This is a genomic window from Corallococcus sp. CA049B (assembly GCF_003611685.1).
Lineage (GTDB): Bacteria > Myxococcota > Myxococcia > Myxococcales > Myxococcaceae > Corallococcus > Corallococcus coralloides.
This window is the reverse complement of the sequence record NZ_RAWC01000146.1, coordinates 1-22,039: the sequence shown is the minus strand read 5'-3', so window position 1 is coordinate 22,039 and position 22,039 is coordinate 1. Positions and strand designations below refer to the sequence as shown.

Genomic DNA, 22,039 nt, shown 5'->3' with positions numbered 1-22,039 from the left:
CCCCCACCCCGGCTGTCCATCCTTCGTCGGCAGCGGCGCGATCCCAACCTTGCCCCGGATGGGAGAACCCTCCGCCTGCGCCTCGCTCCATGCATAGGGCCAGTTGCGCATGAACACCGCGCGGCCCTCCTGGAACACGCGCCGCGACTCCTCCTCGCCAAAGCCCGTGACCGTCTGGGGAGACAGTCCGTCCGCGATGAGCCCGTGCAGGTACGCCAGCGCCTCGCGAGCGGGCTCCGTCTCCAGCAGCACGCGCCCGTCCTTGCCCAGCGACTGACCGCCATGGCCCCAGATGGCCTCGTACACGTTGCAGGTCAGGCCTTCATATTGCCGGCCCTGCCACACATAGCCCTGGATGCCGGGCGTCTTCGCCATCGCGTCGCGGGTGAAGCGCCGCAGCTCCTCGTAGGTGCGCGGCGCGCGAGGCACCAGGTCCGTGCGGTAGTAGAGGACGCCCACGTCCACGTACCAGGGCACCGCGTACGTGCGCCCGTTCATCACGACGGCATCCACGGGCCCGGGCAGGAACTCCTGGCGCAGGCGCTCGGGAGGAAAGTCCTCGGACAGGTCCGCCACCCAGCCCGCGCGAGCGAACTCCGGCACCCAGACGACGTCCGCCACCAGCACGTCGAAGTCCGTGGCCCCGCCCTGCAACGACGTGAGGAAGAACTGGTGCGCCAGGTCCGACGAGTTCGGCAGCGCCTCCGTCACCAGCTCCACGTCAGGGTTGGCGCGCTCGTACCGCGCCAGCAGCTCACGGAACGGCTTCGGGTCCCCCCACAGCGGCTGGAACTTGAAGACGATGCGGGTGCGGCCCCCGGTGCCCGCCTCCTCGGACGAGCGCCGGCAACCTCCCACGGTGAGGCCCAACGCGACGAGGAGGACGAGGAGGCGGCCCATGCGCCCGGATGACTCCAGCGCGAAGGCCCACCGTCAACGACAAGCCCCGCGCCCGGTCATCCAGGCGACACGGGCACCAGCGGCCCCGGTCCTGGCGCGAACAACCGCCGGGCCGTGGCCCCCACCGCGCGGCACGCGAGCGCATCCACCGCGCCGCCCACCAGCCCACCGGCCAGCGGCACGACCTTGGACAGGTTCACCACGCCCTTCTGCGACGCCTTGCTCACCAGCCGGAAGCCCACCGCGCGGTTGATGCTGCTCAAGGCGTGCTTCGGCACGGCCTCCAGCGCGCGCATGCCCAGCTGCTGGCTGATCTCGATACCGGCCTGCTTCACCACTTCCTTGCCAATGTCCCCCACGATGGCCAGCAGCGTGAGGGTCCGCACGCGGTCCTCCTCCACGTCGTGCCCGTGGATGCGAGCGATGGCGCCCACCAGCCGCGCCTGCACCGCCCACGACACACCCAGGCCGGCGGGCAGCGACACCGGCAGCGTGAGCAGACCGCCCAGCCCGGACAGGAAGCCCGTGGTGAACAGCTTCCCCGTCTCCCAGTGGATGAGTGAATCGATGCGCGCCTCGTGGCCCGCGTAGCGCGTGTCGCGCAGGTACTCGTCCGCCAGCCCCGTCGCGCTGCACAGCGGCCCCAGGCCCTCGAAGCCCGCGTCCAGCACGGCGTTCACGACCTCCAGCGGCTTCGACATGCGTCCACCTTCCACGTGACTGCCAGGACCTACGGCGACACCGTGTCCCGGGTGAATGAGCGCGGCAGGCGCACGGTGAACACCGTGCCCTCCGCCGCGGACGACCGCGCGTCCACCGTCCCGCCGTGCGCCAGCACCAGCTGCCGCACGATGTAGAGCCCCAGCCCGATGCTGCGCTCGGAGCGCCCCACCGTCGTCCCGCGCTGGAGCGGCTCGAAGATGCGCGGGAGCATCTCCGGGGGAATGGGGTCACCCCCGTTGCGCACGTGCACCACGATGGCGTCCGGCTCGCCCCGGCTCTCCACGCGCACCGGCGTGTCCTCCGGGCTGTACTTCAGCGCGTTGCCCAGGATGTTGGACAGCACCTGCGCCATCCGGTCGGAGTCCCACGCCCCCTGCCCGTCCCCCTCCTGCTCCATCTGGATGGTGCGCTCCGGGTGCGCCGTGCGCGCCTCCTCCACCACCTGCAGCGTGAGCGCGTGGAAGTCGCACGGCGCCGCGTGCACCGGGATGCCGCCGCCCATGCGGGCCTGCGTGAAGTCCAACAGGTCGCGGATCATCCGCGTGGCCCGCTCCGCCGCGGACAGGACGCGCGCCGCCGCCTTCGCGTGCCACGGCTGGATGTCGTCGCGCCGGAGCATCAGCGACGCGCCGGTGAGGATGGCGCCCAGCGGGTTGCGCAGGTCGTGGCTGACGATGCCAATGAGCTGCTGCTCGAACTCCACGCGCGCCTGCGCCTCGTGCACCAGCTTCTGCCGCTCCTCCTCCGCCCGCCGCCGCTCCGTGATGTCGCGCATGGCGCCCACGATGCGCCGCGCCTTCCCGTTCGCTCCGCGCAGGATGGAGCCCTGCGCCGCCACGTACGCGTACTCCCCGTCCTTGCGCAGCACGCGGTACTCGTCCTGCCACCGGTCTTCGTCCGAATCGAACGCCCGCTGCAGCCCCGACAGCACCCGCTCGCGGTCCTCGCCGTGGATGTGCCGGCGCCACCACGCCGCGTCCGCGCCCACCTCTTCCACCGGGAAGCCGAAGACCTCCTCCGTCGCGTCGCCAATCCAGTGCATCGCGTCCGTCTGGAGATCCAGGTCCCAGATGGCGTCGAAGCTCGCGTGCGCCACCAGCTGGTAGCGCTCCTCGGAGCGGCGCAGCGCCTCCTCCGTGCGCTTGCGCAGCCGCACCCCCTCCGCCTCGCGCAGCGCCCGCCGCACGCTGGGGCCCAGCCGCTCCAGCCGGTCCTTCAGCACGTAGTCCGTGGCGCCGCGCTTGAGCAGCTCGATGGCGCGGTCCTCGCCCAGCGCGCCGGACACGAAGAGGAACGGCGTGTCCGGACACACGGCCTTCGCCGCCTCCAGCGCGCTCATCCCGTCGAAGCCCGGCACGTTGTAGTCCGACAGGATGAGGTCGAACCTCCCCTTCTCCAGCGCCGCGACGAAGGCCGCCCGCCCCTGCACGCACTCCAGCTTCGAAGGCAGCCCGCCCTCCTCCAGCTGCGCGGCCACCAACTGCGCGTCCAGCGGGCTGTCCTCCAGCAAGAGGATGGACAGGGGCCGCTCCGCCGATGGCAGCGGCGTCAGGTCCAGCGCGGCGCCGCCGCGTGCGCTCACTTCGAGGCTCCGGACGCGCCAGGGGAGCCCGGCGGCGGCTGGTTCACCACCGCCCAGAACAACCCCAGCTCGCGCAGCGCGGACACGAAGTCCGGGAAGGCCACCGGCTTCACCACGTAGGCGTTCACGCCCAGGCCGTAGCTGCGCGCCAGGTCCCGCTCCTCGCGCGACGAGGTGAGCATCACCACCGGCACCGCCTTCAGCTCCGGAGCGCCCTTCACCTTCTCCAGCACCTCCAGCCCGTCCACCTTCGGCAGCTTCAAATCCAACAGCACCACCGCCGGGTGGCCGTCCTGCCGGTTCGCGTACTCGCCCTTGCGGAACAGGTAGTCCAGCGCCTGCTGTCCGTCGCGCACCACCACCACCTCGTTGGCCAGGTGCACCTCTTCCAGCGCCGCCAGGGTGAGCGCCACGTCGTTGGCGCTGTCTTCCACCAGGAGGATCCGCTTGAGGTCAATCACGCGTGCGTCTCGACTTTCTTCTCCAGCGGAGAAGCCCGGGGCAGGGTGAAGGTGAAGGTCGCGCCCTGCCCCACGGCGCCCTCCGCCCAGGTCCGTCCTCCATGGCGCGACACGATGCGCCGCACGTTCGCGAGCCCGATACCGGTGCCCTCGAACTCCTCGGCCGTGTGCAGGCGCTGGAAGACGCCGAACAGCTTGTCCACGTACTGCATCTCGAAGCCCACGCCGTTGTCGCGCACCCACACCGCGACCTCGGTCTCCGTCTCCCGTACCCCCACCTCGATGAGGGCCTCCGGCTTGGGACGGGTATACTTCAGCGCGTTCGCCAACAGGTTGTGGATGACCTGCCGCAGGAGCGCCGGGTCCCCCTCCACCGTGGGCAGGCTCCCCACCCGCCACGCCACCTGCCGCCCGGTGGCCTCCGGCAGCAGGTCGCGCTTCGCCTCCTCCACCAGCTGGCCCAGGTCCACCCGCGACTGGCGCAGCTCCGCCCGGCCCATGCGGCTGAACGCGAGCAGGTCATCCACCAGCGTGCCGCCCTGCTTCGCCGCGCCCGCGATGGTGGAGAGGTAGCCCTTCGACACGTCGTCCAGCTTCGCGCCCGCCCGCCGCTCCAGCAACTGCGCGAAGCCGGTGATGTGGCGCAAGGGCGCGCGCAGGTCGTGCGACACGGAGTAGCTGAAGGACTCCAGCTCCTTGTTCGCCTCCTGCAGCTGGGCGGTGCGCTCGCGCACGCGCTTCTCCAGGCCCGTGTTGAGGTGGCGGATCTCCTCCTCCGCCCGCCTCAGGCTCTCCATCATGCGGCGCTCGTCGTCGATGTCCGTGTTGGTGCCGAACCAGCGGACGATGCGCCCCTCGCCGTCCCGCACGGGCATGGCGCGCGACAGGAACCAGCGATAGCTGCCGTCCGCGCGGCGCAGGCGGAACTGGTCCTCCCACAGCGCCCCCTCGCGCAGGGCCGCGTTGAAGTGCTCCAGCACGCGCCCGGCGTCCTCCGGGTCCAGCAGCTCGTTCCAGTCCTTCTCCCCCACCTGCGAGGGCGTCGTCCCGGTGTAGTCGTACCAGCGCTGGTTGAACCAGAACATGCGCCCGTCCGGCTCCGCCATCCACGACAGCTGCGGGATGGAGTCCGCCAGCGTGCGGAACTGCTGCTCGCGCTCCTTGAGCTCCGCGGCCAGCGCCTCGATGCGCCGGCGCGCCAGCACCTGCTCCGTGACCTCCCAGGACACGGACACGATGCCGTCCACCTTGCCCTCGGCGTTGCGCAGCGGCTGGAAGGTGAGGTTGAAGTAGCCCTCGGGCGCCTCCTGCCCCACGTCGCGGCCCAGGCGCATGGGCACCTCGTGGCCCTGGTAGGTCTCTCCGGTACGGTAGACGTGCTCCAACTGGGCCACCTGTCCCTGGTCCTTGAGCTCCGGCAGCGCCTGGCGCACGGTCAGGCCCAGGAGCGGCCGGGACCCGGTGAGCTTCAGGCGCAGGTCGTTGGCCATCTCGAAGACCAGCTCCGGGCCGCGCAGCACGGTGATGGCGGCGGGCAGCTGCTTGAGCACCGCGAACAGGTTGCGCCGCTCCGCCTGCGCCGTCTCGTACAGGCGGGCGTTCTCCAGCGCCACGCTGGCCATCTGCGCCAGCTGCACGGCGATGGTCTCGTCCTCCGCGTCGAAGTCACCCTCCACCTTGTCGGACACCTGCACCAGGCCCAGGTTGCGGCCGTCGTGCCCCACCAGCGGCACCGCCAGGAAGCCCTTCAGGGGCAGCGCGGGCGGCGGCGCGGGGGGCGCCTGGATGTAGTCCGCGTGCTGGCGCAGCGCCTCGCGCGTCAGGCGCAGCGGCCGGTTCTCCTGGCACACCCGGGCGAAGAGGCCGCGCTCGTCCACGGCCACCTGGGCGGCGCCGGGCGCCAGCGGATCATGCTCCACCGCGGACAGCGAGGCGAGCGGCGGAGCGTCCCGGCCGTCCGCCACCTGCACGAAGGACTGGTTCGCGCCAATCAGCTTGCGCGCCTTGAGCGTCACCAGCTCCAGGATGGCCGGCACGCTGCCCGCCGCGTTGAGCGCCAGGCTCGCGCGCGACAGACCCCGGAGCTGCTCGGTGCGGCGCAGCTCGCCCGCCATCAGCCGGGCCCGCTCCGCGTCGGCGCGCTTGCGCGCGGTGATGTCCTGCACGGTGCCCACGAAGCGCACCGGCTTGTCGTCCTGGAAGTACGTGCGGCCCGTGGCGCGCACCCAGCGCTCCACGCCGTCCTTCAACCCCACGGTGCGGTAGGCCACGTCGTAGTCGCCCCTGCCGCTGGGGTCCCAGCTGAGCGCGATCGCGCGCTGCACGGCGTCCCGGTCCTCCGGGTGCAGGCCCGCGAGGAACGTGTCGTAGGACGGCTCCGATTCGGGCGGCAGGCCGGAGAGCGCCTTGCAGCGCGCGTCCCACCGGAGCTCGCCCGTGACCACGTCCATGTCGAAGGTGCCCAGCTGGGTGGCCGTCAGCGCCAGGCGCAGGCGCTGCTCGCTGTCCACCAGCGCGGCCTGCTGCCTTCGCAGGTCCAGGGTGAGCGCCTCCGTGTGCCGGCGCGCGCGCACGAACTCCGTCACGTCGGTGGCCAGGGTGATGATGCCGGACGCGGTGCCGTCCACCTCCACCATCGGGTGGTAGATGACGTTGAAGAAGACGGAGTCCGGCTGGCCGTCGCGCACCAGCTTCACCTCGAACTCCGGCCGCACGAAGGGCTGCTTCGTGCGCACCACGCCGCGCAGCACCTCCATCACCTCCGGCTGCGAGGCCATCTCCGGGAACGCGTCCAACATCGTCTGGCCCGGCGTCACCCGCCGGCCCACCAGCAGCTCGTAGTAGGGATTCGCCAGCTCGAAGACGAAGTCCGGCCCGCGCGTGATGGAGATGCCCACCGGGGCCTGCATGAAGAACGCGTGCAGCCGCTCGCGGTGGACGGCCTCCAGGGCGTGGCGCTCGCGCTCGCGCAGCGACTCCTCGCGCCGCTGCACGGCTTCGCGCGCCAGGTGCAGCTCCACGAACATGGACACCTTCGCCAGGAGGATTTCAGGCCGCAGCGGCTTGCGCAGGTAGTCCACCGCGCCGTGCGCGTACGCCGCCAGCCACTCCTTCTCGTCGCCGTCGCCCGCGGTCATCAGCAGCACGGGCAGGCGCCGGCTGCGCTCGCGCTCACGCAAGAGGCCCAGCACCTCCACGCCCGTCATGTCGCCCAGGTTCATGTCCATCAGGACGGCGGCGAAGTCCTCGTCCAGCACGCGCCGCAGGGCCTCGCGTCCGGAGGTGGCGCGCACCAGCCGCTGCCCCAGGGGCGTGAGGATGCCCTCCAGCGCCAGGAGGTGCCCGGGCGTGTCGTCGACGAGGAGGATGCTGGCCCGGGGCGAAGACGCGGGCACGGACACGGCGGCGGAGGACATGGTGGAGGCTCGGGGGACGGGCTCCTCTTCCCTTTAGGCTGGCAGGCACACGGCGGGGGACGGGCCCGGCTTCGGTGTGTCCCGCGTTGACGGCAGGACAACACTCCACGCCGCAACCTGCCTCCTCCCCCCTGTCGATTCCAGCGGAACCCTCGGGCACCCTCCGTTTGGTGCCTCCCCGTCCGCCAGGAGACACACCAGGAGGGCGCACGTCCCCCAGGCCGCCCCTCGTGGGCGTTTCACGTTTCCAGCCCGATCACGGCGACGGCAGCCGGCGCAGGGACGTCATGGGGAAGGGCGCCCAGAAGGGCGTCGCCACGCTCTCCCCGTCCAGGGGGAACCAGGGCCCGTCCCTCCCCGCCAGGACGTGGAAGTCCTGCGCGGGGGTGAAGCCCTGGCCCATGAGCGCCACCCGTTCCCCCTTCGCGTTGGTGGCCACGTCCAGAACGAGCACCGTGTGGCCGGGGCTGCCGCCCAGGACGAAGAGGTCCCCCGGCCGCAGCTGCTCCCGGGTGGGTCGCGCTCCTTCCGCCTGGAGCGACAGGGTGCCCGCGTAGGTGAAGAGCAGGTTCAGGTAGCTCCGGAAGGCCGCCCGCGAGCTGTCCGCCGCCGCGCTCCCCGGCACCCACGTCACCTTCGAACCAGAGACGCGCGCCCGCTCCCCGGCCGCGTAGCGGGGCCAGGACGCCAGGTGGCCGCTGGTGAAGCGGTAGGCGATGCGCTCCGACTGGCCGGACGCCCAGCGCCACTCCGCATGAAGGCGCAGGATGGAGTCCGCGCACTGCTGGAGGTTCGCGGTGCCCACGTCCAGCTCCCCCACCGCGGCCAGCCGGGAGTCGGAGGCCGCCAGCACGGTCTTGCCCTGGAAGTCGCGCACGGGGGAGCCCTCCGGGCGCAGGGGCAGGCCGCGCAGCCAGGCGCCGAAAGAGCCCGCCTCCAGGGACACGCGCGAGTAGCCCTCCGGGGGCGTGAAGGCCTCCTCCAGCGAGCGCACCCGGGCGGAGGCTGGCAGCCACGGGTAGCGCTTCTGCTCCTCGGCCGTGGGGGCGCGAGGCGCGACCTTCGCCCGACCGGCCGCTTCACAGCTCGCCAGGGGCAACGCCACGGTGAGCAGGGTGGCCAGTGCCAGCAGGGGGCGGACGGGTCCCATCGCGTTCAAGAGGCGGACTCCAGGAGCACAAGGCCGGGGAAATCCCGGGCCATGCCCTGGGACACCGCACGCGGGCCGCAGGGTCCTTTCGCCGAGCGTGGATCCACGAGGGCACCAGAGGAGTTCTTCGCCGGACGCTCGCCATCGCGGGCAGGTGCGCCCCGGGGACCGAGCACTACCTTTTGAAAGCCATGCACCGTCGGGCAAGCCTCGTGCTGCTCAATACGCTGTCCCTGTCGCGACTGCCGCTCGCCGCGGTGTTCATCGCGGTGTCGGACCTGCGCATGAGGGCCTTCCTGGTGGTGCTGGCCGCGGCGACGGACTTCCTGGATGGCTGGATTGCCCGGCACCGGGGGCTGTCCACGCGCCTGGGCGCGCTCATCGACCCGGTGGCGGACCGCGCCTTCATGGTGACGGCCTTCATCGTGTGTCTGCTGGACGGGCTCATCGACCCCGTGGAGCTGACGCTGCTGCTCCTGCGGGACATCGGCACGGCCATCGGCTTCATCGTCGCCAGGGTGCGGCCGGACATGCGGGCCATCGAACTCAAGGCGCGGATGCTGGGCAAGGTCGTCACGACGTTGCAGCTCGCGGTGTTGCTGTGCGTCCTGCTCTACCCGCCGCTGGTGCGGCCTCTCGTGGCGCTCGTCGCGCTGCTGTCGCTGGCGTCGGTGGTGGACTACACGCGGGCGGTGTGGCGTCAGCGTCAGCGCCGGGAACTGCCGCCGTCCCGGCCGTCCTCGCGCATTCCCCATGGGCCCACGGGCGCACCCATGGGGTCCGTGCGGGAGTGACGCGAGCGCCTCACGCGGGCACGGCGCGCGTGTCCACGGCGACGGCCAACCGGGCGCGTTCGCGCTCCATGGCGGCGCGCTCGCCGTCGGACAGGGCGGCCCAGACCTCGTCCATCGTGTCGAGCAGCGCATCCGCTTCAGGTGAATCCCCGCCGGGCGCACGGGCGCGGACGAGGGCCAACTTGTGCAACAGGGTTCGGTATCGGTCGTAGACCGTCATGGTGGAAACCTCCGTCCGGGAGACGCGGACGGAGCCATGCGGCTGACGGACAGGCCCTGGCTACCGGCGGCGTTGGGTCGCGGCGTCGCGCCGGGCCTCGGCGCCGGTCAGCACGGCGATCTCCCGCGTGTGGCTCCGGCCCACCAGGTTCACGGTGGCGCGCACCCGCTCGCCCTCCTTGAGCTCCGTCACGCCGATGTCCTCACCGTCGCGGACGACACGCGTCTGGGTGCTGATCTCCAGCGGCAGGCGTAAGCCCTCGTTGTCGATGACGACCTCCTTGTCGGACACCGAGCGCACCTTTCCCCGGTAGATGGCATCCACCACCGCGACGCCCTGCTGGGCGCCCGAAGCGGGAGGCTTCGCCGTGGAGGAAGCTCCCGTTCCCGTGTTGCCCGTGCCGCCCGTGCCCGTGTTCGTCTCCGGGCCCGGGTTGGGCGGAGTCGTCTGCCCCTCCGGGTTCGGCTCCGAAACCGGCGTGCCCCCCGCGTCCCCTCCGGTGCCCTGCGCGGGCGCGGTGCCAGGAGCCGTCCCAGCGGGGGCCTGCGTGTTCGCCCCGGAGCCGCCCGTCCCCGGCTGCGGCTGTGGCGTCGACACCGGAGCTTGCGGCGCGGCCGCGGGAGCTTGCGGCGCGGTCGCCGGAGCTTGCGGCGTCGTGGCGGGAGCGTTGCCCTGCCCGGACGCAGCGTCATTCTCCATCCCGCCGGATTGAGCCCCGGCGCACATCAGCAGGCAGGCCAGACCCGCGATCCCCAATCCCAGCCAGGTGTCTCGCCTCATGCGCCGCGCGCCTCCCTTCTTGGGAAGGTGCACGCGCACGCGGCGCGAACCACCGGCCCGGAGGCCTGGCGGTCGCCTGTCCGTCCGGAGTGCCAACCCACGACCCGGCGCCTGCACGGAGGAAAAGGAGACGCCCCCGGTCCCACGAGGGACACGGGGGCGTCAGGCCCACGGGCGCGACGGTGAGGCCGCTACGGCAGCGGGAGCGGACCGCCGCCCTGGGGCAGCGACTTCGCCAGCTCCACGGCCTTGGCCGCCTGCACCAGGCCGTAGCCGTACTTCGCGTCCTTGCCCGGCGTCGCCTTGTCGTCCTTCGCCGTCTTCTCCAGCACCGCGCGCACGTGCGCGGCGCTCAGGTCCGGCCGGGCGCTGAACACCAGCGCGGCGACGCCCGACACATGCGGGGTGGCCATGGAGGTGCCCGACTCGCGCTGGTAGTCCAGGCCGGTGATGGACACCGTCACGTCCTGGCCCATCATCTTCTTGAGGGACGCGCCGGCCGCCATGGACACCGACACCGTGGGCACCCAGTGCGAGTTCGCGGAGCCCAGCGTGAAGGTGCCCTCCCCGTCGTCCTCCACGTTGTTGCCGATGATGACCGCGCGGGCGCCGGCCTGGATGACGTTGCGCGCCTTCTCCTCGAAGAACAGGTCGCCACGGTCCACGTAGGCGACGAAGCCGTCGCAGGTGGCGGACTCACCGCACGCCGCGCGGTCCGCGCCCAGGCCGCAGTTGACCAGCCGGCCCGTGTACGTGCCCTGCGCGGTGTACGTGAGCGGCGACGAGGCGATGGGCGACGACGACGCGGTCACCGAGGACAGCGACGCCGCCCCCAGCACCGTGGCGCTCAGCACGTTCACGCCCGGCCCCACCACGGACAGCTCCTGGCCGAACTGCGAGAAGGGCGCGTGCTCGCCCTGCATGTCCACCGCGCCCACCGCCATCACGGACGGCAGGTACGCGGCCGGATACGCGATGCCGAGCTTGCCATCATTGCCGCTGGCCGCGATGGACAGCATGCCGTTGCCGTCCTCCCAGACCTTCTCGAACATGGTCTGCTCGGTCTCGGACGGGTCCGGCGCGCCCAGCGACAGCGAGGCAATCCGTGCCCCCTGCGAATGGCACCACTCCACCGCCGCGATGACGTCGTCCGTGCGACCGCCACCGTCCGTGTCCAGCACGCGCGCGACGAGCAGCGACGCGCCCGGCGCCACGCCCACCACGCCGTTCGGCTCCTCCCCGGGCGCCACGCGCGCGCCGGAGCCCGCGCCGAACTGCGCCAGGATGGTCGCGGACACGTGCGTGCCGTGGCCGCCGCCCACCGTCACCACGCCCTGGGACTCGCTCTGGTCGGACGGGTCATCGTCCTTGTCGACGAAGTCCTTGCCCATGAGGAACGCCGCCTTCAGCTCCGGGTGCTTGCTGTCCCAGCCGCTGTCGATGACGCACACCTTCACGCCCTCGCCCGTGGGCGCGCCGGGGTCGAGGACGCCGTCATTGTTCGCGTCCCACACCTGCGGGACCTGGATCAACTTCAGCCCCTCCGTGTACTCGCCCACCGACCCCTGCGTGGTGTACGCGCCCTGCCACGACGCCAGCGGCGGAGGCGTGGGCAGGCCCAGCGCGCGCACGCGGCGGTTGGGCGTCACGGAGACCACGTCCGGGCGGAGCTTCAGCGCGGCGATGGCCTCCGGCGACAGCCGGGCGGACACCACGTTCATGTTCGGGATGCGGCGCATCACCGTGCCGCCCTCGCGCTCCACGGCCGCCGCGATGTCCGCCGACGCGGCCAGCGCGCTCGCGGTCACCTTCGGCTTGTAGGTGATGATGACGCCGTCCGCCGCCGTGTCCGTGCTCAGCGGGGAGACCCCCGGCTTCGGCAGCGACACCTCCGAGGTGCCGGGACACTCCTGGGGCAGGACGTCAATGGGTTCGGGGTCACTGCCACAGCCGCTCGCCACCAGTCCGGACAACCCGAGCCCAAGCCAAAGCCAACGCTTCATGGGGTGTATCTCCTTCGCCCGGCCAACGTGGATTACCGCGCCGTGACCCGCCGCCCCCAGAAAGGGGGCCGGGAGGAACGAGCCAACCCTGCTTCCCGTTCCCACGACGATTTAAGCATGGACGTAGGACGACTGCTCGGGCGGCTGTCGTGCGCCCGACGGCCATCCGGTGCCGGTCCAACGTGGGGCGCTCAACGCTCATGGGGAGCGCCCCGTTCGCGGCAGGGCCTCCGGCCCGGCATGACGCACCGGGCCCGGACTCCCGGCAGGGCGTCAGGCGTCGGAGGGATCCACGCCGAAGATGCGCTGGGCATCCACGGCGTACGCCGCCAGCTGACGCTCGGTCTCCGCCGCGTCCCAGCCCAGGCGCGGCGCCATCACCTCGGCGGCGCGCACGGCGGCCGCGCGGCCCTGGTCGCGCGTCTCGAACGCGACCTTGAGGCGGCGGATGAGCAGGTCCGCCAGCGTCTGGACCATCTCGTGGGACACGCCCCACGCGGCCTCGGCGCGGCGGTAGGGCAGGCCCTCCACCAGCGGCTCGGCCAGCTCGGGCGACTCGCGAGTGAGCGCCCACACCGCGTGCCAGCGGCTGCCGTACGCGCGCACCAGGTGCTCGCCCGTGGCCGCATCCCCCACCTCCTGCTTCGCCGCCGCGAGCTCCGCGTCCAGCTTGAGGAGGTCGCCGCCCGGCAGGGGCTGCTCGTGGGTGACGGGCTTCTTGTGCGGGAGGGACAGGTGGCGCTCCACGGCGTTGACCACGTCGCGGGCCATGACCCGGAAGGTGGTGAGCTTGCCGCCGCTGATGGCCAGCACGCCGGACGGGCTCACATCGATGGCGTGCTCGCGGCTGGCGCTGCCCGCGTCGCTGTTGCCGTGGTAGCCGCTCGCCGCGAGCGGGCGGATGCCGGCCCAGGCGCTGACCATGTCCTCGCGGGTGAGGTTCGCCTCGGGGAAGAAGGCATTGGCGGAGGAGAGCAGGTAGGCCACGTCCGCCTCGCTCGCGCGCACCTCGGCCGGATGGGCGCGGGTGGCCGTCTCCGTCGTGCCAATGAGGGTGAACGCCTCCGCGGGCAGGATGAACATCACGCGGCCATCCACGGGCGACAGCAACGTGAGCGCATCCCCGATGTTCAGCCGCGAGCGGGGCACGGCGATGTGCACGCCCTTGCTGCCGCGCACCGCGGGCCCCGTGCGCTCCTGCTGCGAATCCAGCCGGCGGATCTCATCGCTCCAGGGCCCGGTCGCGTTGACGACGGCGCGCGCGCGCACGGTGTGCTCCAGGCCGGTGAGGTGATCCACCACCACCGCGCCCTTCACCTTGCCGTCCTCCAGCACCAGCCGCTTCACGGAGGCGTGGTTGAGCACCACCGCGCCGGCCTCGCTCGCGCCCAGCGCGTTGGCCAGCGTGAGGCGGGCGTCGTCGGTGGCCGCGTCGTAGTAGCGGGCACCGCCCTTGAGCCCCTCGGAGCGGATGCCGGGCTCGGCCTCCACCAGCTGCTTGAGCGACAGGCGCTGATACGCCTTCACGTTCCGGAACAGGGACAGGGCGTCGTACAGCATCAGGCCCGCGTTGAGCTTCCAGCGCGGCACGCGAGCCCCTTCATAGACGGGCCAGATGAAGGCCAAGGGGCGCACCAGGTGGGGCGCCAGGTGGAGCAGGCGGCGCCGCTCGATGCTCGACTCGAAGACGAGCCCCAGGTGGCCATGCTCCAGGTAGCGCAGGCCGCCGTGGATGAGGCGCGACGAGCGGCTGGACGTCCCGCTGGCGAAGTCCTCGCGCTCCACCAGGGCCACCTTCAGCCCCCGCAGCGCCGCGTCCCGAGCAGCACCCGCCCCCGTCACCCCGCCGCCAATGACGAGCAGGTCGAACGACTCACTCCCCAGCGCACGCAGACGGTCGGCGCGCGAGGGCGGGGCAGGAACCTCCGTGGAGGCAGGCAGGGAACGAAGCGCGGCGGATTCGGAACGCACGTGACGAGTCTATGACGGGAACTCTGTGGCCGCAGCGGATTCCGATGCAATGCGTCAAGCGGTCCACGGGGTCATGGGACGGGGCGGCAAGGAACTGTCGCGCAGCGAGCGGCGGAGGCCGCCTTGCGTGTCGGGGGGAGGACGGATAGGCAGGCAGCCGCCTCACCTCCCCCGTCCTGGACGCTCCGCCGCCCCCCAAACCGCCGTGTGGGATACCCGAGACCGACGAGACCTGGCGTTCCTGGGACTGTGGGTCCTGGTGTACGGGCTCGCGATCGCGCCGGTGCTGCACGCGGTGGTGGGACACGGCGGAGGCCTGGGGCGCCACGAGCACGGCGTCAGCACCCACGTCCACCGCACCCCGGGTGCGTGTGACGCGACGAAGGCCGCGTGCCCGAAGGAGTCCGAGCAGGGCCATGACCACCAGCACCTGACGGGCTCGGTGGAGCACCTGCTGGCGGTGGCGGCGAGCTGGACCGTGTTCGTGCCGCCGAAGCTACGCTGGGTGTCCTGGCGGGTGGAGCCGGAGCGAAGCCCGGAGTGGTCGCCGGGCCAGCGGTTGCGGTCCGCGGCGATGCCGCAGGGCCCCTAGCCCCCTTCGGACCTCCGAAAGGATGACTCGCGAGCACGCGGACCGTCTGGCCCAGGCCAGACACGGGCCTGCGTGAGCGTGCGTCCCCAATCCGTCTGTCCATCAAACCCGCACGCCCCGGAGCGCGTCCCCACGCGCGCCGGTGACGTGCCGTCGTGCCGTCCCCACCGTGACCATGTTGCTCATCGCGTTCACCACGCTCTCGACGTGTCTTGCCTCGGCCGTGCCGGCCGCACAGGAAGGGCCGGAAGCCACCCGCCACGAGGAAACAGAAGCCACGCCACGACAGCAGCAACCTGAGCCACAACAGGCCACGGAGGCCGCCGTGAAGCAGCGTTCCACGGTGGTGCGAGGCACGCGTCCGGCCCAGAGCGCCGCCGAGGTCACCATCGGCCGGGACATCCTCGACACGGCACCGCGCCTGAACGCGACGGACGTGCTCCGAGTCGTCCCAGGCTTGGTGGCCTCGCAGCACAGCGGCGAAGGCAAGGCGCAGCAGCTCTTCCTCCGAGGCTTCGACGCGCTCCACGGCCAGGACGTGGAGTTGAACGTCGGAGGCCTGCCGGTGAACGAGGTGAGCCACATCCACGCGCTGGGCTACGCGGACACCAACTTCATCATCCCGGAGCTCGTCCAATCGCTGGAGGTGACGGAGGGCTCCTACCGCGCGTTCCAGGGAGACTTCGCGGTCGCGGGGACGGTGCGCATGGACCTGGGCGCGCGTGAGAAGGGCGTGGAGTTCGCTGGCACGCTGGGCCAGTTCAACACGCGCCGGCTCGTCGTGACGGTCCGCCCGGGCGAGGACCCCGGCACCTTCGCGGCGGCGGAGCTCGGAGAGAGTGACGGCTTCGGGCCCCAGCGAGGTTACGGCCGGGCCGCGCTGCTCGCCCAGGCGAACCTGGACCTGGGCCACGGCCTGAGCGCGCGAATCCTGGGAGGAAGCTACGTCACGCGCTTCGACTCCCCCGGAGTGGTGCGCGAGGACGACCTCGAAGCCGGGCGCCGCACCTTCTACTCCGGCTCCTTCGACCGACAGGGAGGCACGGTCTCCAGGCACCAACTCCTCATCGGAGTGGACCTCCCGCGCGAAGGCACCGCGCGCACGCGCCTGGAGGCCTTCGGGATCCTCTCGGACCTGCGCCTGCGCAACAACTTCACGGGCTACCGGGTGGACGGCCGGGGCGACGGCCTGGAGCAGACCCACGACGGCTCCACGCTGGGCCTGCGCGCCGAGCACCGCCGCCAGGTCACCCTCTTCGACCGCCCCGTCGCGCTGGAGCTGGGCCTGGGAGGAAGGCGCGACGGCATCCACCAGACGCAACGCCGTTACCGGGAGACGGACGGCACCTTCTTCGCGGACGAAGTGGACGCGGACATCACGCAGACGAACGTCTGGGGTTACGCCGAAGCCAGGCTCCCGCTGGGCCGCTGGGCCTTCCGGCTGGGAGGCCGCGCGGACGCGCTGGGCGTGGAGGTCTTCGACGCGCTCGCCTTCCGCGACCCGCGCTACTACGACGGGCAGGGCTACTCGCGCAGCGCCTTCGGGGTGCACTGGGGCGCGAAGGCCGGCGTCGAATACGCGCTCACGGACACCTGGGCCCTCTTCGCCAGCTACGGAGACGGCTTCCGTTCACCGCAAGCGCGAAGCCTCGCGGAAGGAGAGCAGGCGCCCTTCGTGAACGTGCACGGCGCGGAGCTGGGCACGCGGAGGGACGGAGAACATCTGTCCTTCCAGGCGAGCGTCTTCGGCTCGCAGGTGGCGGACGACTTCTTCTTCGACCACACGGTGGGCACCACCGTCTTCACGGGAGAGACACTGCGCACGGGCATCTCCGCGTCGCTGCAAGCGCGTCCATTCGAAGGCGTCACGGCCGCGCTGAGCGCCACGGTGGCGAACGCGACGGTGACGAAGACGGACGCGAAGCTCCCCTACTTCGCGCCCCTGGTCGCTCGAGCGGACCTCGGCTGGGAGAAGCCGCTGCCCGGCATCGACTCCGTGCTGTCGCTGGGCACGGGCCTCACGCTCATCGGCCCCAGGCCCCTGCCCTACGACGAATACAGCCACACCGTGTTCCTCGCGGACGTGCAGGCCGCGCTGCGGCGGGGAGCGCTCGCGCTGCGGCTCGACGTGAAGAACCTGCTCAACACGCGCTGGCGTGACGGCGAGTTCGTCTACAGCTCGCGCTTCGACCCCACCGCCCAGCCAGGCCTCGTTCCAGCCAGACATTTCACCGCGGGGGCACCACGCGTGGCCTCGCTCACCCTGGAGGTCCACCTGTGATGAACCCGATTGCACCGGCCTTGATCGTGGCCCTGATGAGCATGGGCTGCGGCGGCAAGACCGAAGCCGAGCGCCGCACCTTCGCCGTGACGATGACGGCGACGGCGCCCACGGCCCCCAACGAGTACGGCTGGACGGTGACGCCCGATGCCGCACAGCTCTCCGTGGGCTCGGTGCGCTTCTTCGAGGGCCGCGTGCTGCTGTCCCGCTTCGACTGGTACTCGCTCATCGGAGGCACCGCGAACGCGCACCCCGGCCACTACGTCCCCGGGGATGCATTGGGAGAGGTGCTCAACGCCCAGACCGTGGATCTGCTCGCGGGAGGCAACCTGGGCAAGGCCAACGCCGTCACCGGCGCGTACGGCTCACTGGAGCTGACGCTCGTGACGCCCACGGCGGCCACGGACGCGCAGAACGTCCTCGGAGGCCACCAGGCCCACGTGCGAGGCACCGCGACCCACACCTCCGGAGCCACGGTGCACTTCGACGCGGCGGTGGACCTGCCCAAGGCCATCGAAGGCGTGCGCTTCGAGCGCGACCTCCAGCAGGAGGCCGGCTTCGTGCGCATCGCGGTGGACCTGGGGAAATGGATGGACCGCATCGACTTCGCCACCGCGTCGCTTCCGGACGCGGCTGGCGTTTCCACCTTCCCCGCCGGCAGCCAGGCCCAGAACGGGCTGGTGCGCGGCGTGGAAGACACCAGCGCCTACGTCGTGACGTGGGTGGAAGGAGCAGCGCAGTGATGAAGAATTGGCTGATGGGTGTGTCGTGTCTGGGCCTGCTCGCCTGCTCGTCGGGTCAGGGCAACGTGACGTTCACCACGTACGGAGAGGACTTCATCGAGAAGGAGATCCCCGCCAGCGCCTTCGAGGACGGCTGGACGGTGAAGTACACCAAGTTCCTCGTGAAGCTCAGCGAGGTGAAGGTCGCCAACGGCGAGGGCGAGACCGCCGCCGAGCAGACGGCCGCGAAGGTGTACGACGTGCACCGCCCGGGACCGGTGGACGTCGCGAAGTTCAGCGACCTGGCCGCCGAGGACTGGGACGAGGTGAGCTACGCCATCGCCCCCGCCACGAACGCCACCGCCGGCAACGCGGACGCGGAGGACGTGACGCGGATGAACACCGAAGGCTGGTCCGTCTACGTCGAGGGCACGGCCACCAAGGGCGCGGCGACCAAGAGCTTCCACTGGGGCTTCGCCACCAACACCCTCTATGAGCACTGCGAGAGCGAGGACATCGGCAACGGCGTGACGGTGCCCAAGGGCGGCACGGAGACGGTGCAGCTCACCATCCACGGCGACCACCTCTTCTTCGACGACCTCCAGTCGCCGGACGCGAAGATGCGCTTCGACGCCATCGCCGCGGCGGACAGCACGGGCATCGTCGGCCCGGACGGCGAAATCACCCTGGATGAGCTGGGCCTGGTGAACCTGACGTCGCTGCCCTCGGGCCAGTACGGCACGGGGGGCGCGGGCAGCGTGCGGACGCTGCGCGACTTCGTGACGGCGCTCGTGCGCACCGTGGGCCACTACCGCGGCGAAGGCGAGTGCTCGCCGCGCGTCCGCTAGGACAACGCCCCCCGGAGCGGCCGGCCCGAACGCGCGGGCCGGCCTCTCCCGTTTCACTCAGCGCTTCGAGGAATCGTCCCCGCCCGTCGTGCCACCGCCGTGCGAAGGCATGTGGGACGGCGGGTTCGGAGGACGGTTCGGGTTCATCTGGTTGGAGCGGTTGTCCTGGGCGGACTTGTGCTCCGGGCGCTCGGGGTTCTTCGTGTTGGAGCGCTGATCATTCGGGCTCGGGTTCTTGTGCTTGCTCATCGTTCGGCGTCCTCCGTGTGTCCGGACATGGGCGCCCGGACGGAAGGCACGGTAGGGAGACGTCCCCAGGAAGCGCAGGGGCCCAGCGGGGGCTGCCTGGTGTCCGGCACCGGTCGCTAGGGCTGTCCTTCCCGGACTGGAGGCCCTCAGCGAGGACTTCCTCGGATGCAGGGGAGGATGCGAATGCCTACTCCTTGACTCCGGGGGAGGTACGGCGCGTGAAAACGGTGACCTACGAGCGCAGTGGCCAGACGAACACTGGAGCGCAGGCGCTGCGAGTGGAAGGCCTCAAGCACCTGCGCGTCCTGGAGCAGGGCGAACCGGTGGTGGAGCGGGACCTGACGCCGGAGGAGATCCGCCGGCTGGCCCCGTTGCTGGAACCCCTGCAGCGGGAGCCCGAACCCGCCACGCTCGCGCCCCAGGCAGGAGGCCCGGACATCCTGGCGGTGACCCTGGCCTTCGAGGACGAGGAGACACCCCGCTTGAGACTCGCCACCGAGCGGCTGCCCGCGAGGGGTGGCGGGTATGATCGCCTGGGACGCGCTGCTGTCAGCGGAGCTCCACGCTCGAGCCCCCCGCCACGCCCACGCCGTCCTGCCACACCAGCTCCGTCATGATGAATGACGGGGGACGCACGGTCCGTGAGGGCCGCATCGCCCGAGGCTCAGCAGGGGAGCAGCCGGGGCCGGTTGCCCCGGGGGCCCGGTTCTGAGAGACAAGCAGCATGAAGCGCGTGCAGTTCTCCGTGCACCGCACGGTCGGAGAGGCACGGATGCTGGCGGGGGCCCTGGAATCAGCCGGGCTCTCGGTCGACATCCGCGGCGAGTCCCTGGTCCCGCTGAGCGGAGAGATTCCCAGCACCGAGGCCTGGGTGGAGCTGTGGCTGTGGCCACAGGAACTGGAAGCCGGGCGCCAGGTCCTCGCGGAGCTCCAGGCCAACCAGGAAGCCGCCAGCCGTTCGGTGACCTGTCCACGCTGTGGCGAGGAGAACCCCGCCAATTTCGAGTTCTGCTGGAGCTGCGAGCTGGAACTGCCGTCAGGGCTGCGCCCGCACCTCCGAGCCATTTAAGAACGCCCCATGAGCGACCCATCGAACGAACCGGGGGCGCGGAGCGGTCAGCGCCGGAACCAGGGTCTCCGGGGCGTCCTCTGGGTCTGTGGAGCGGCGCTCGCCATCCACGCCATCCCCCTGTTCCTGCCCCGCGACATGCCCGAGCAGGAGCTGGCCATCGCGAGGGCCACGGAGAGCGTGGAAGGCCGTCTGCGGTTCCTGGTGCCCCTGAAACACAACGACAAGGCGACGGCGGCGGACCTGCGTGAGGCGGCCGAGCTCCTGCGCGAAGGGGCCCCCGCGGAAGCACACGACCTGGTCCTGGAAGCCGAGCGGAGGGACCCGAACGCCCTGGAGACCCAGCTCCTGCTCGCGCGCATCTGCGACCGGGAGCGGATGTCCCGCTGCGTGGACCAGTCGCTCGACAAGGCGAGGAGGCTCGCGCCGGCGGACCCACGGGCGGAGCTGCTCCGGGCGGACTTGAGCGAGGAGAAGGGAGACGTCGAGGGCGCCACGGAAGCCCTGTCCCAGGCCTACAGCCGCGCACCCGGCGATCCCCTCATCGGCGTGCGCTACGGCCGGCTGCTCAGCCGGACGGGCAGGCCCGAGGACGCCCTGAAGGTCTTCACCTCCCTGGAGGGCAAGGTCCCCGCGGCCCGCCTCCTGGTGGAACAGGGGCTGGTGCTCACCAGGGAAGGCCGGAGCCGCGAAGCCGTGGGGCTTTTGCAGCAGGCGGTGCAGAAGGACCCGAAGCTCGCGGAAGGCCACTTCCAGCTGGGCGTCGCCTGGTTCCAGATGGGAAATGAGACCGCCGCCGAGGCAGCCCTACGTCAGGCGGACCGTCTGGACGTGTCCGACACGCGGGCGCTGGCCACTCTCTGCACCCTCCAGGTGAAGGCAGGGAAGCTCGAGGGAGCACGTCAGACGCGCACGGACCTGGAGCGGCGCTTCCCGCAGCGGATGGACGCCATCCGGGAGCAGTGCCGGCTCCCCTGAGTCTTACCGAGGCTCCTGTCCTCGAATCTGGCGCAGCATCCTCGCGGAGGCGATGACCGGCGCGTCCACGGACCCGTCAGCCCGTTCGGTGCGAACCACCGCCTGGAGGAAGGGGATTGCCTCTTCATCCCGGCCCTGCTGGAAGAGCAACTCCCCCAGCGCGAACCGCGCCTGGGTGAGGAGGACCAGGTCCTCCGCCGCCACGGCCGCATCGATGGCGTCACTGAGCGCGGACTCCGCCAGCTCGGGTTGTCCGCGTCCCAGCAGCTCGCGGGCGCGCTGCAGATGTTCAAGGGTATTCATGGGGCACGGTCCCCGAGCGGAGAAGACGGCAATGGAAGACAAGCGCCTGGTCGAGCTGGAAATCCGCTACACGCAGCAGCAGGAGCTGCTGCAGGAGCTGAGTGACGTGCTCTATCAGCAGGGGCGCGTCATCGACGCGCTCCGGGCGGAGCTGGACCAGCTCAAGCGCAAGCTGGACGCCGAGCCGGGCCTGGTGGACGCCCGCCAGCAGGAGCGCCCACCGCACTACTGAGGCAAGGCCTCAGAACTTGTAGCCCAGCCGCAGGCCGATGATGGGATTCGGATCGAGGTAGCCCACCTCGATGCCGATGCTCGCGGCCTTGCCCTGGAGACCAAAGCCAAACGCCGCATGGGCCTTGAAGGTGTCCCCCTTGAAGAAGATCCACGGCCCCGCGAGTCCCTCGATGTAGACGTTCCGGCCCACCGTCGCGCGAAGCGAGATGTCCAACGGAACGCCAATGATGTTGCCGTCCGTGACGAGCACCGCGCCGAACCGGGCCCCCACGAAGAGTGGACCCGCGACATGCCCTTCAACGCCCAGCGTGAAGTTGAACGCGGCGCTGGTGTCCACCCAGTAATCCGCGCCCACGCCCAGGCGGACGCCGGACTGCTGCGCCTTGGATTCCGCGGGTGCCAGCAACAGCCCCAGCGCGAACAGACCAGCGGCGTAGATTCGAAGCAGATGCATGCGAGAGGCTCCTGTCCAGAGAGGGGGAAGGAGCGCCACTCAAGCAAAAGCATCCAGGGTCAGGCCAGCCTCAAAGCCAGGCGTTTGTACGTTCGCATCCCGTCGGATCAATCCACGAGAGGCGTGCGCCTGAACCCCATGGCACAAGCCCGCAAAGACAAAGCCCCTGGTGCCTTGCGGCACCAGGGGCTTTCAAAAAGAATCCGGCAGCGACCTACTCTCCCACGCGGTTTCCCGCGGAGTACCATCGGCTCTGGAGGGCTTAACTTCCGTGTTCGGGATGGGAACGGGTGTGACCCCTCCGACATT

The 22,039-nt window shown here is 71.1% G+C and carries 22 protein-coding genes and 1 rRNA gene; 9 read left to right on the top strand and 14 right to left on the bottom strand.

Translation table 11 applies throughout. From position 1 onward, the window contains the following. From D7W82_RS26725 to D7W82_RS26700, 6 genes are all read right to left on the bottom strand, one after another. The coding region (locus D7W82_RS26725) for an ABC transporter substrate-binding protein (protein ID WP_147439548.1) at positions 1 to 900 on the bottom strand (900 nt) is incomplete at its 3' end. A 56-nt stretch (positions 901 to 956) separates the two neighbouring features. Next, entirely contained in the window at positions 957 to 1,601 is a 645-nt protein-coding gene (locus tag D7W82_RS26720) for an EcsC family protein (protein WP_120621051.1), read from the bottom strand. A gap of 29 nt (positions 1,602 to 1,630) precedes the next feature. Then, positions 1,631 to 3,205 carry an ATP-binding protein gene (locus D7W82_RS26715; RefSeq protein WP_120621050.1) on the bottom strand — a complete coding sequence of 525 codons (1,575 nt, stop codon included), beginning with the start codon at positions 3,203 to 3,205 and terminating at the stop codon, positions 1,631 to 1,633. Next, the gene (locus D7W82_RS26710) at positions 3,202 to 3,666 is read right to left on the bottom strand and encodes a response regulator (RefSeq protein ID WP_014392985.1); all 465 of its coding nucleotides are present in this window, start codon (positions 3,664 to 3,666) and stop codon (positions 3,202 to 3,204) included. Before D7W82_RS26710 ends, D7W82_RS26715 begins: the two co-directional genes overlap by 4 nt. Continuing rightward, positions 3,663 to 7,082, bottom strand: a complete 3,420-nt coding sequence (locus D7W82_RS26705; protein WP_120621049.1) for a PAS domain-containing protein — start codon at positions 7,080 to 7,082, stop codon at positions 3,663 to 3,665. The genes D7W82_RS26710 and D7W82_RS26705 overlap by 4 nt, the downstream gene beginning before the upstream one ends. Before the next feature lie 256 nt (positions 7,083 to 7,338). Then, a complete protein-coding gene (locus D7W82_RS26700; RefSeq protein WP_120621048.1) occupies positions 7,339 to 8,232 on the bottom strand; it encodes a DUF4846 domain-containing protein in 894 nt (297 codons plus the stop codon). Between the two features lie 191 nt (positions 8,233 to 8,423). Between D7W82_RS26700 and D7W82_RS26695 the strand changes: the two genes are divergently transcribed. Further along, entirely contained in the window at positions 8,424 to 9,026 is a 603-nt protein-coding gene (locus D7W82_RS26695) for a CDP-alcohol phosphatidyltransferase family protein (protein WP_120621047.1), read from the top strand. Positions 9,027 to 9,036: 10 nt separating this feature from the next. Here the strand turns inward: D7W82_RS26695 and D7W82_RS26690 are convergent, their stop codons facing one another. The 4 genes from D7W82_RS26690 to glpD form a co-directional block, all read right to left on the bottom strand. Next, positions 9,037 to 9,246, bottom strand: coding sequence for a hypothetical protein (locus D7W82_RS26690; protein WP_120621046.1), 210 nt, complete (start codon positions 9,244 to 9,246; stop codon positions 9,037 to 9,039). A 60-nt stretch (positions 9,247 to 9,306) separates the two neighbouring features. Next, positions 9,307 to 10,026, bottom strand: a complete 720-nt coding sequence (locus tag D7W82_RS26685; RefSeq protein WP_147439546.1) for a hypothetical protein — start codon at positions 10,024 to 10,026, stop codon at positions 9,307 to 9,309. Between the two features lie 191 nt (positions 10,027 to 10,217). Further along, on the bottom strand, positions 10,218 to 12,029 hold the full coding sequence (locus D7W82_RS26680; protein ID WP_120621044.1) for a S8 family serine peptidase: 1,812 nt from the start codon (positions 12,027 to 12,029) through the stop codon (positions 10,218 to 10,220). Between the two features lie 273 nt (positions 12,030 to 12,302). Beyond that, positions 12,303 to 14,000, bottom strand: a complete 1,698-nt coding sequence (glpD, locus tag D7W82_RS26675) for a glycerol-3-phosphate dehydrogenase (RefSeq protein ID WP_120621043.1) — start codon at positions 13,998 to 14,000, stop codon at positions 12,303 to 12,305. A gap of 259 nt (positions 14,001 to 14,259) precedes the next feature. On the opposite strand from glpD, the gene D7W82_RS26670 reads away from it, so the two are divergent. The 4 genes from D7W82_RS26670 (at position 14,260) to D7W82_RS26655 (ending at position 18,443) form a co-directional block, all read left to right on the top strand. Continuing rightward, positions 14,260 to 14,592, top strand: a complete 333-nt coding sequence (locus tag D7W82_RS26670) for a hypothetical protein (protein ID WP_233587949.1) — start codon at positions 14,260 to 14,262, stop codon at positions 14,590 to 14,592. 175 nt (positions 14,593 to 14,767) lie between these two features. Then, the gene (locus D7W82_RS26665) at positions 14,768 to 16,873 is read left to right on the top strand and encodes a TonB-dependent receptor (protein ID WP_304988746.1); all 2,106 of its coding nucleotides are present in this window, start codon (positions 14,768 to 14,770) and stop codon (positions 16,871 to 16,873) included. Further along, the gene (locus D7W82_RS26660) at positions 16,873 to 17,616 is read left to right on the top strand and encodes a hypothetical protein (RefSeq protein WP_120621042.1); all 744 of its coding nucleotides are present in this window, start codon (positions 16,873 to 16,875) and stop codon (positions 17,614 to 17,616) included. The genes D7W82_RS26665 and D7W82_RS26660 overlap by 1 nt, the downstream gene beginning before the upstream one ends. Then, positions 17,616 to 18,443, top strand: a complete 828-nt coding sequence (locus tag D7W82_RS26655; RefSeq protein WP_120621041.1) for a hypothetical protein — start codon at positions 17,616 to 17,618, stop codon at positions 18,441 to 18,443. The genes D7W82_RS26660 and D7W82_RS26655 overlap by 1 nt, the downstream gene beginning before the upstream one ends. A 57-nt stretch (positions 18,444 to 18,500) precedes the next feature. Here D7W82_RS26655 and D7W82_RS26650 read toward each other — a convergent pair whose 3' ends face one another. After that, positions 18,501 to 18,692, bottom strand: a complete 192-nt coding sequence (locus D7W82_RS26650; protein ID WP_120621040.1) for a hypothetical protein — start codon at positions 18,690 to 18,692, stop codon at positions 18,501 to 18,503. 218 nt (positions 18,693 to 18,910) lie between these two features. Between D7W82_RS26650 and D7W82_RS26645 the strand changes: the two genes are divergently transcribed. The 3 genes from D7W82_RS26645 to D7W82_RS26635 all read left to right on the top strand — a co-directional run bounded on the left by D7W82_RS26645 (position 18,911) and on the right by D7W82_RS26635 (position 20,739). After that, entirely contained in the window at positions 18,911 to 19,309 is a 399-nt protein-coding gene (locus D7W82_RS26645) for a hypothetical protein (RefSeq protein ID WP_233587948.1), read from the top strand. A 107-nt stretch (positions 19,310 to 19,416) separates the two neighbouring features. Then, on the top strand, positions 19,417 to 19,761 hold the full coding sequence (locus tag D7W82_RS26640) for a zinc ribbon domain-containing protein (RefSeq protein WP_120621039.1): 345 nt from the start codon (positions 19,417 to 19,419) through the stop codon (positions 19,759 to 19,761). 9 nt (positions 19,762 to 19,770) lie between these two features. Continuing rightward, positions 19,771 to 20,739: a tetratricopeptide repeat protein gene (locus tag D7W82_RS26635; RefSeq protein ID WP_120621038.1), complete on the top strand. Its 969-nt coding sequence runs from the start codon at positions 19,771 to 19,773 to the stop codon at positions 20,737 to 20,739. A gap of 3 nt (positions 20,740 to 20,742) precedes the next feature. On the opposite strand, the gene D7W82_RS26630 is transcribed toward D7W82_RS26635, so the two are convergent. After that, positions 20,743 to 21,042 carry a tetratricopeptide repeat protein gene (locus D7W82_RS26630; RefSeq protein WP_014392969.1) on the bottom strand — a complete coding sequence of 100 codons (300 nt, stop codon included), beginning with the start codon at positions 21,040 to 21,042 and terminating at the stop codon, positions 20,743 to 20,745. Positions 21,043 to 21,073: 31 nt separating this feature from the next. On the opposite strand from D7W82_RS26630, the gene D7W82_RS26625 reads away from it, so the two are divergent. Then, on the top strand, positions 21,074 to 21,274 hold the full coding sequence (locus D7W82_RS26625; RefSeq protein WP_014392968.1) for a SlyX family protein: 201 nt from the start codon (positions 21,074 to 21,076) through the stop codon (positions 21,272 to 21,274). Positions 21,275 to 21,283: 9 nt separating this feature from the next. On the opposite strand, the gene D7W82_RS26620 is transcribed toward D7W82_RS26625, so the two are convergent. Beyond that, positions 21,284 to 21,730 (bottom strand): hypothetical protein, encoded by a 447-nt coding sequence (locus D7W82_RS26620; RefSeq protein ID WP_120567841.1) that lies wholly within the window; start codon positions 21,728 to 21,730, stop codon positions 21,284 to 21,286. Between the two features lie 201 nt (positions 21,731 to 21,931). Further along, positions 21,932 to 22,039: ribosomal RNA gene (gene rrf, locus D7W82_RS26615) — 5S ribosomal RNA — on the bottom strand; the annotation flags it as partial.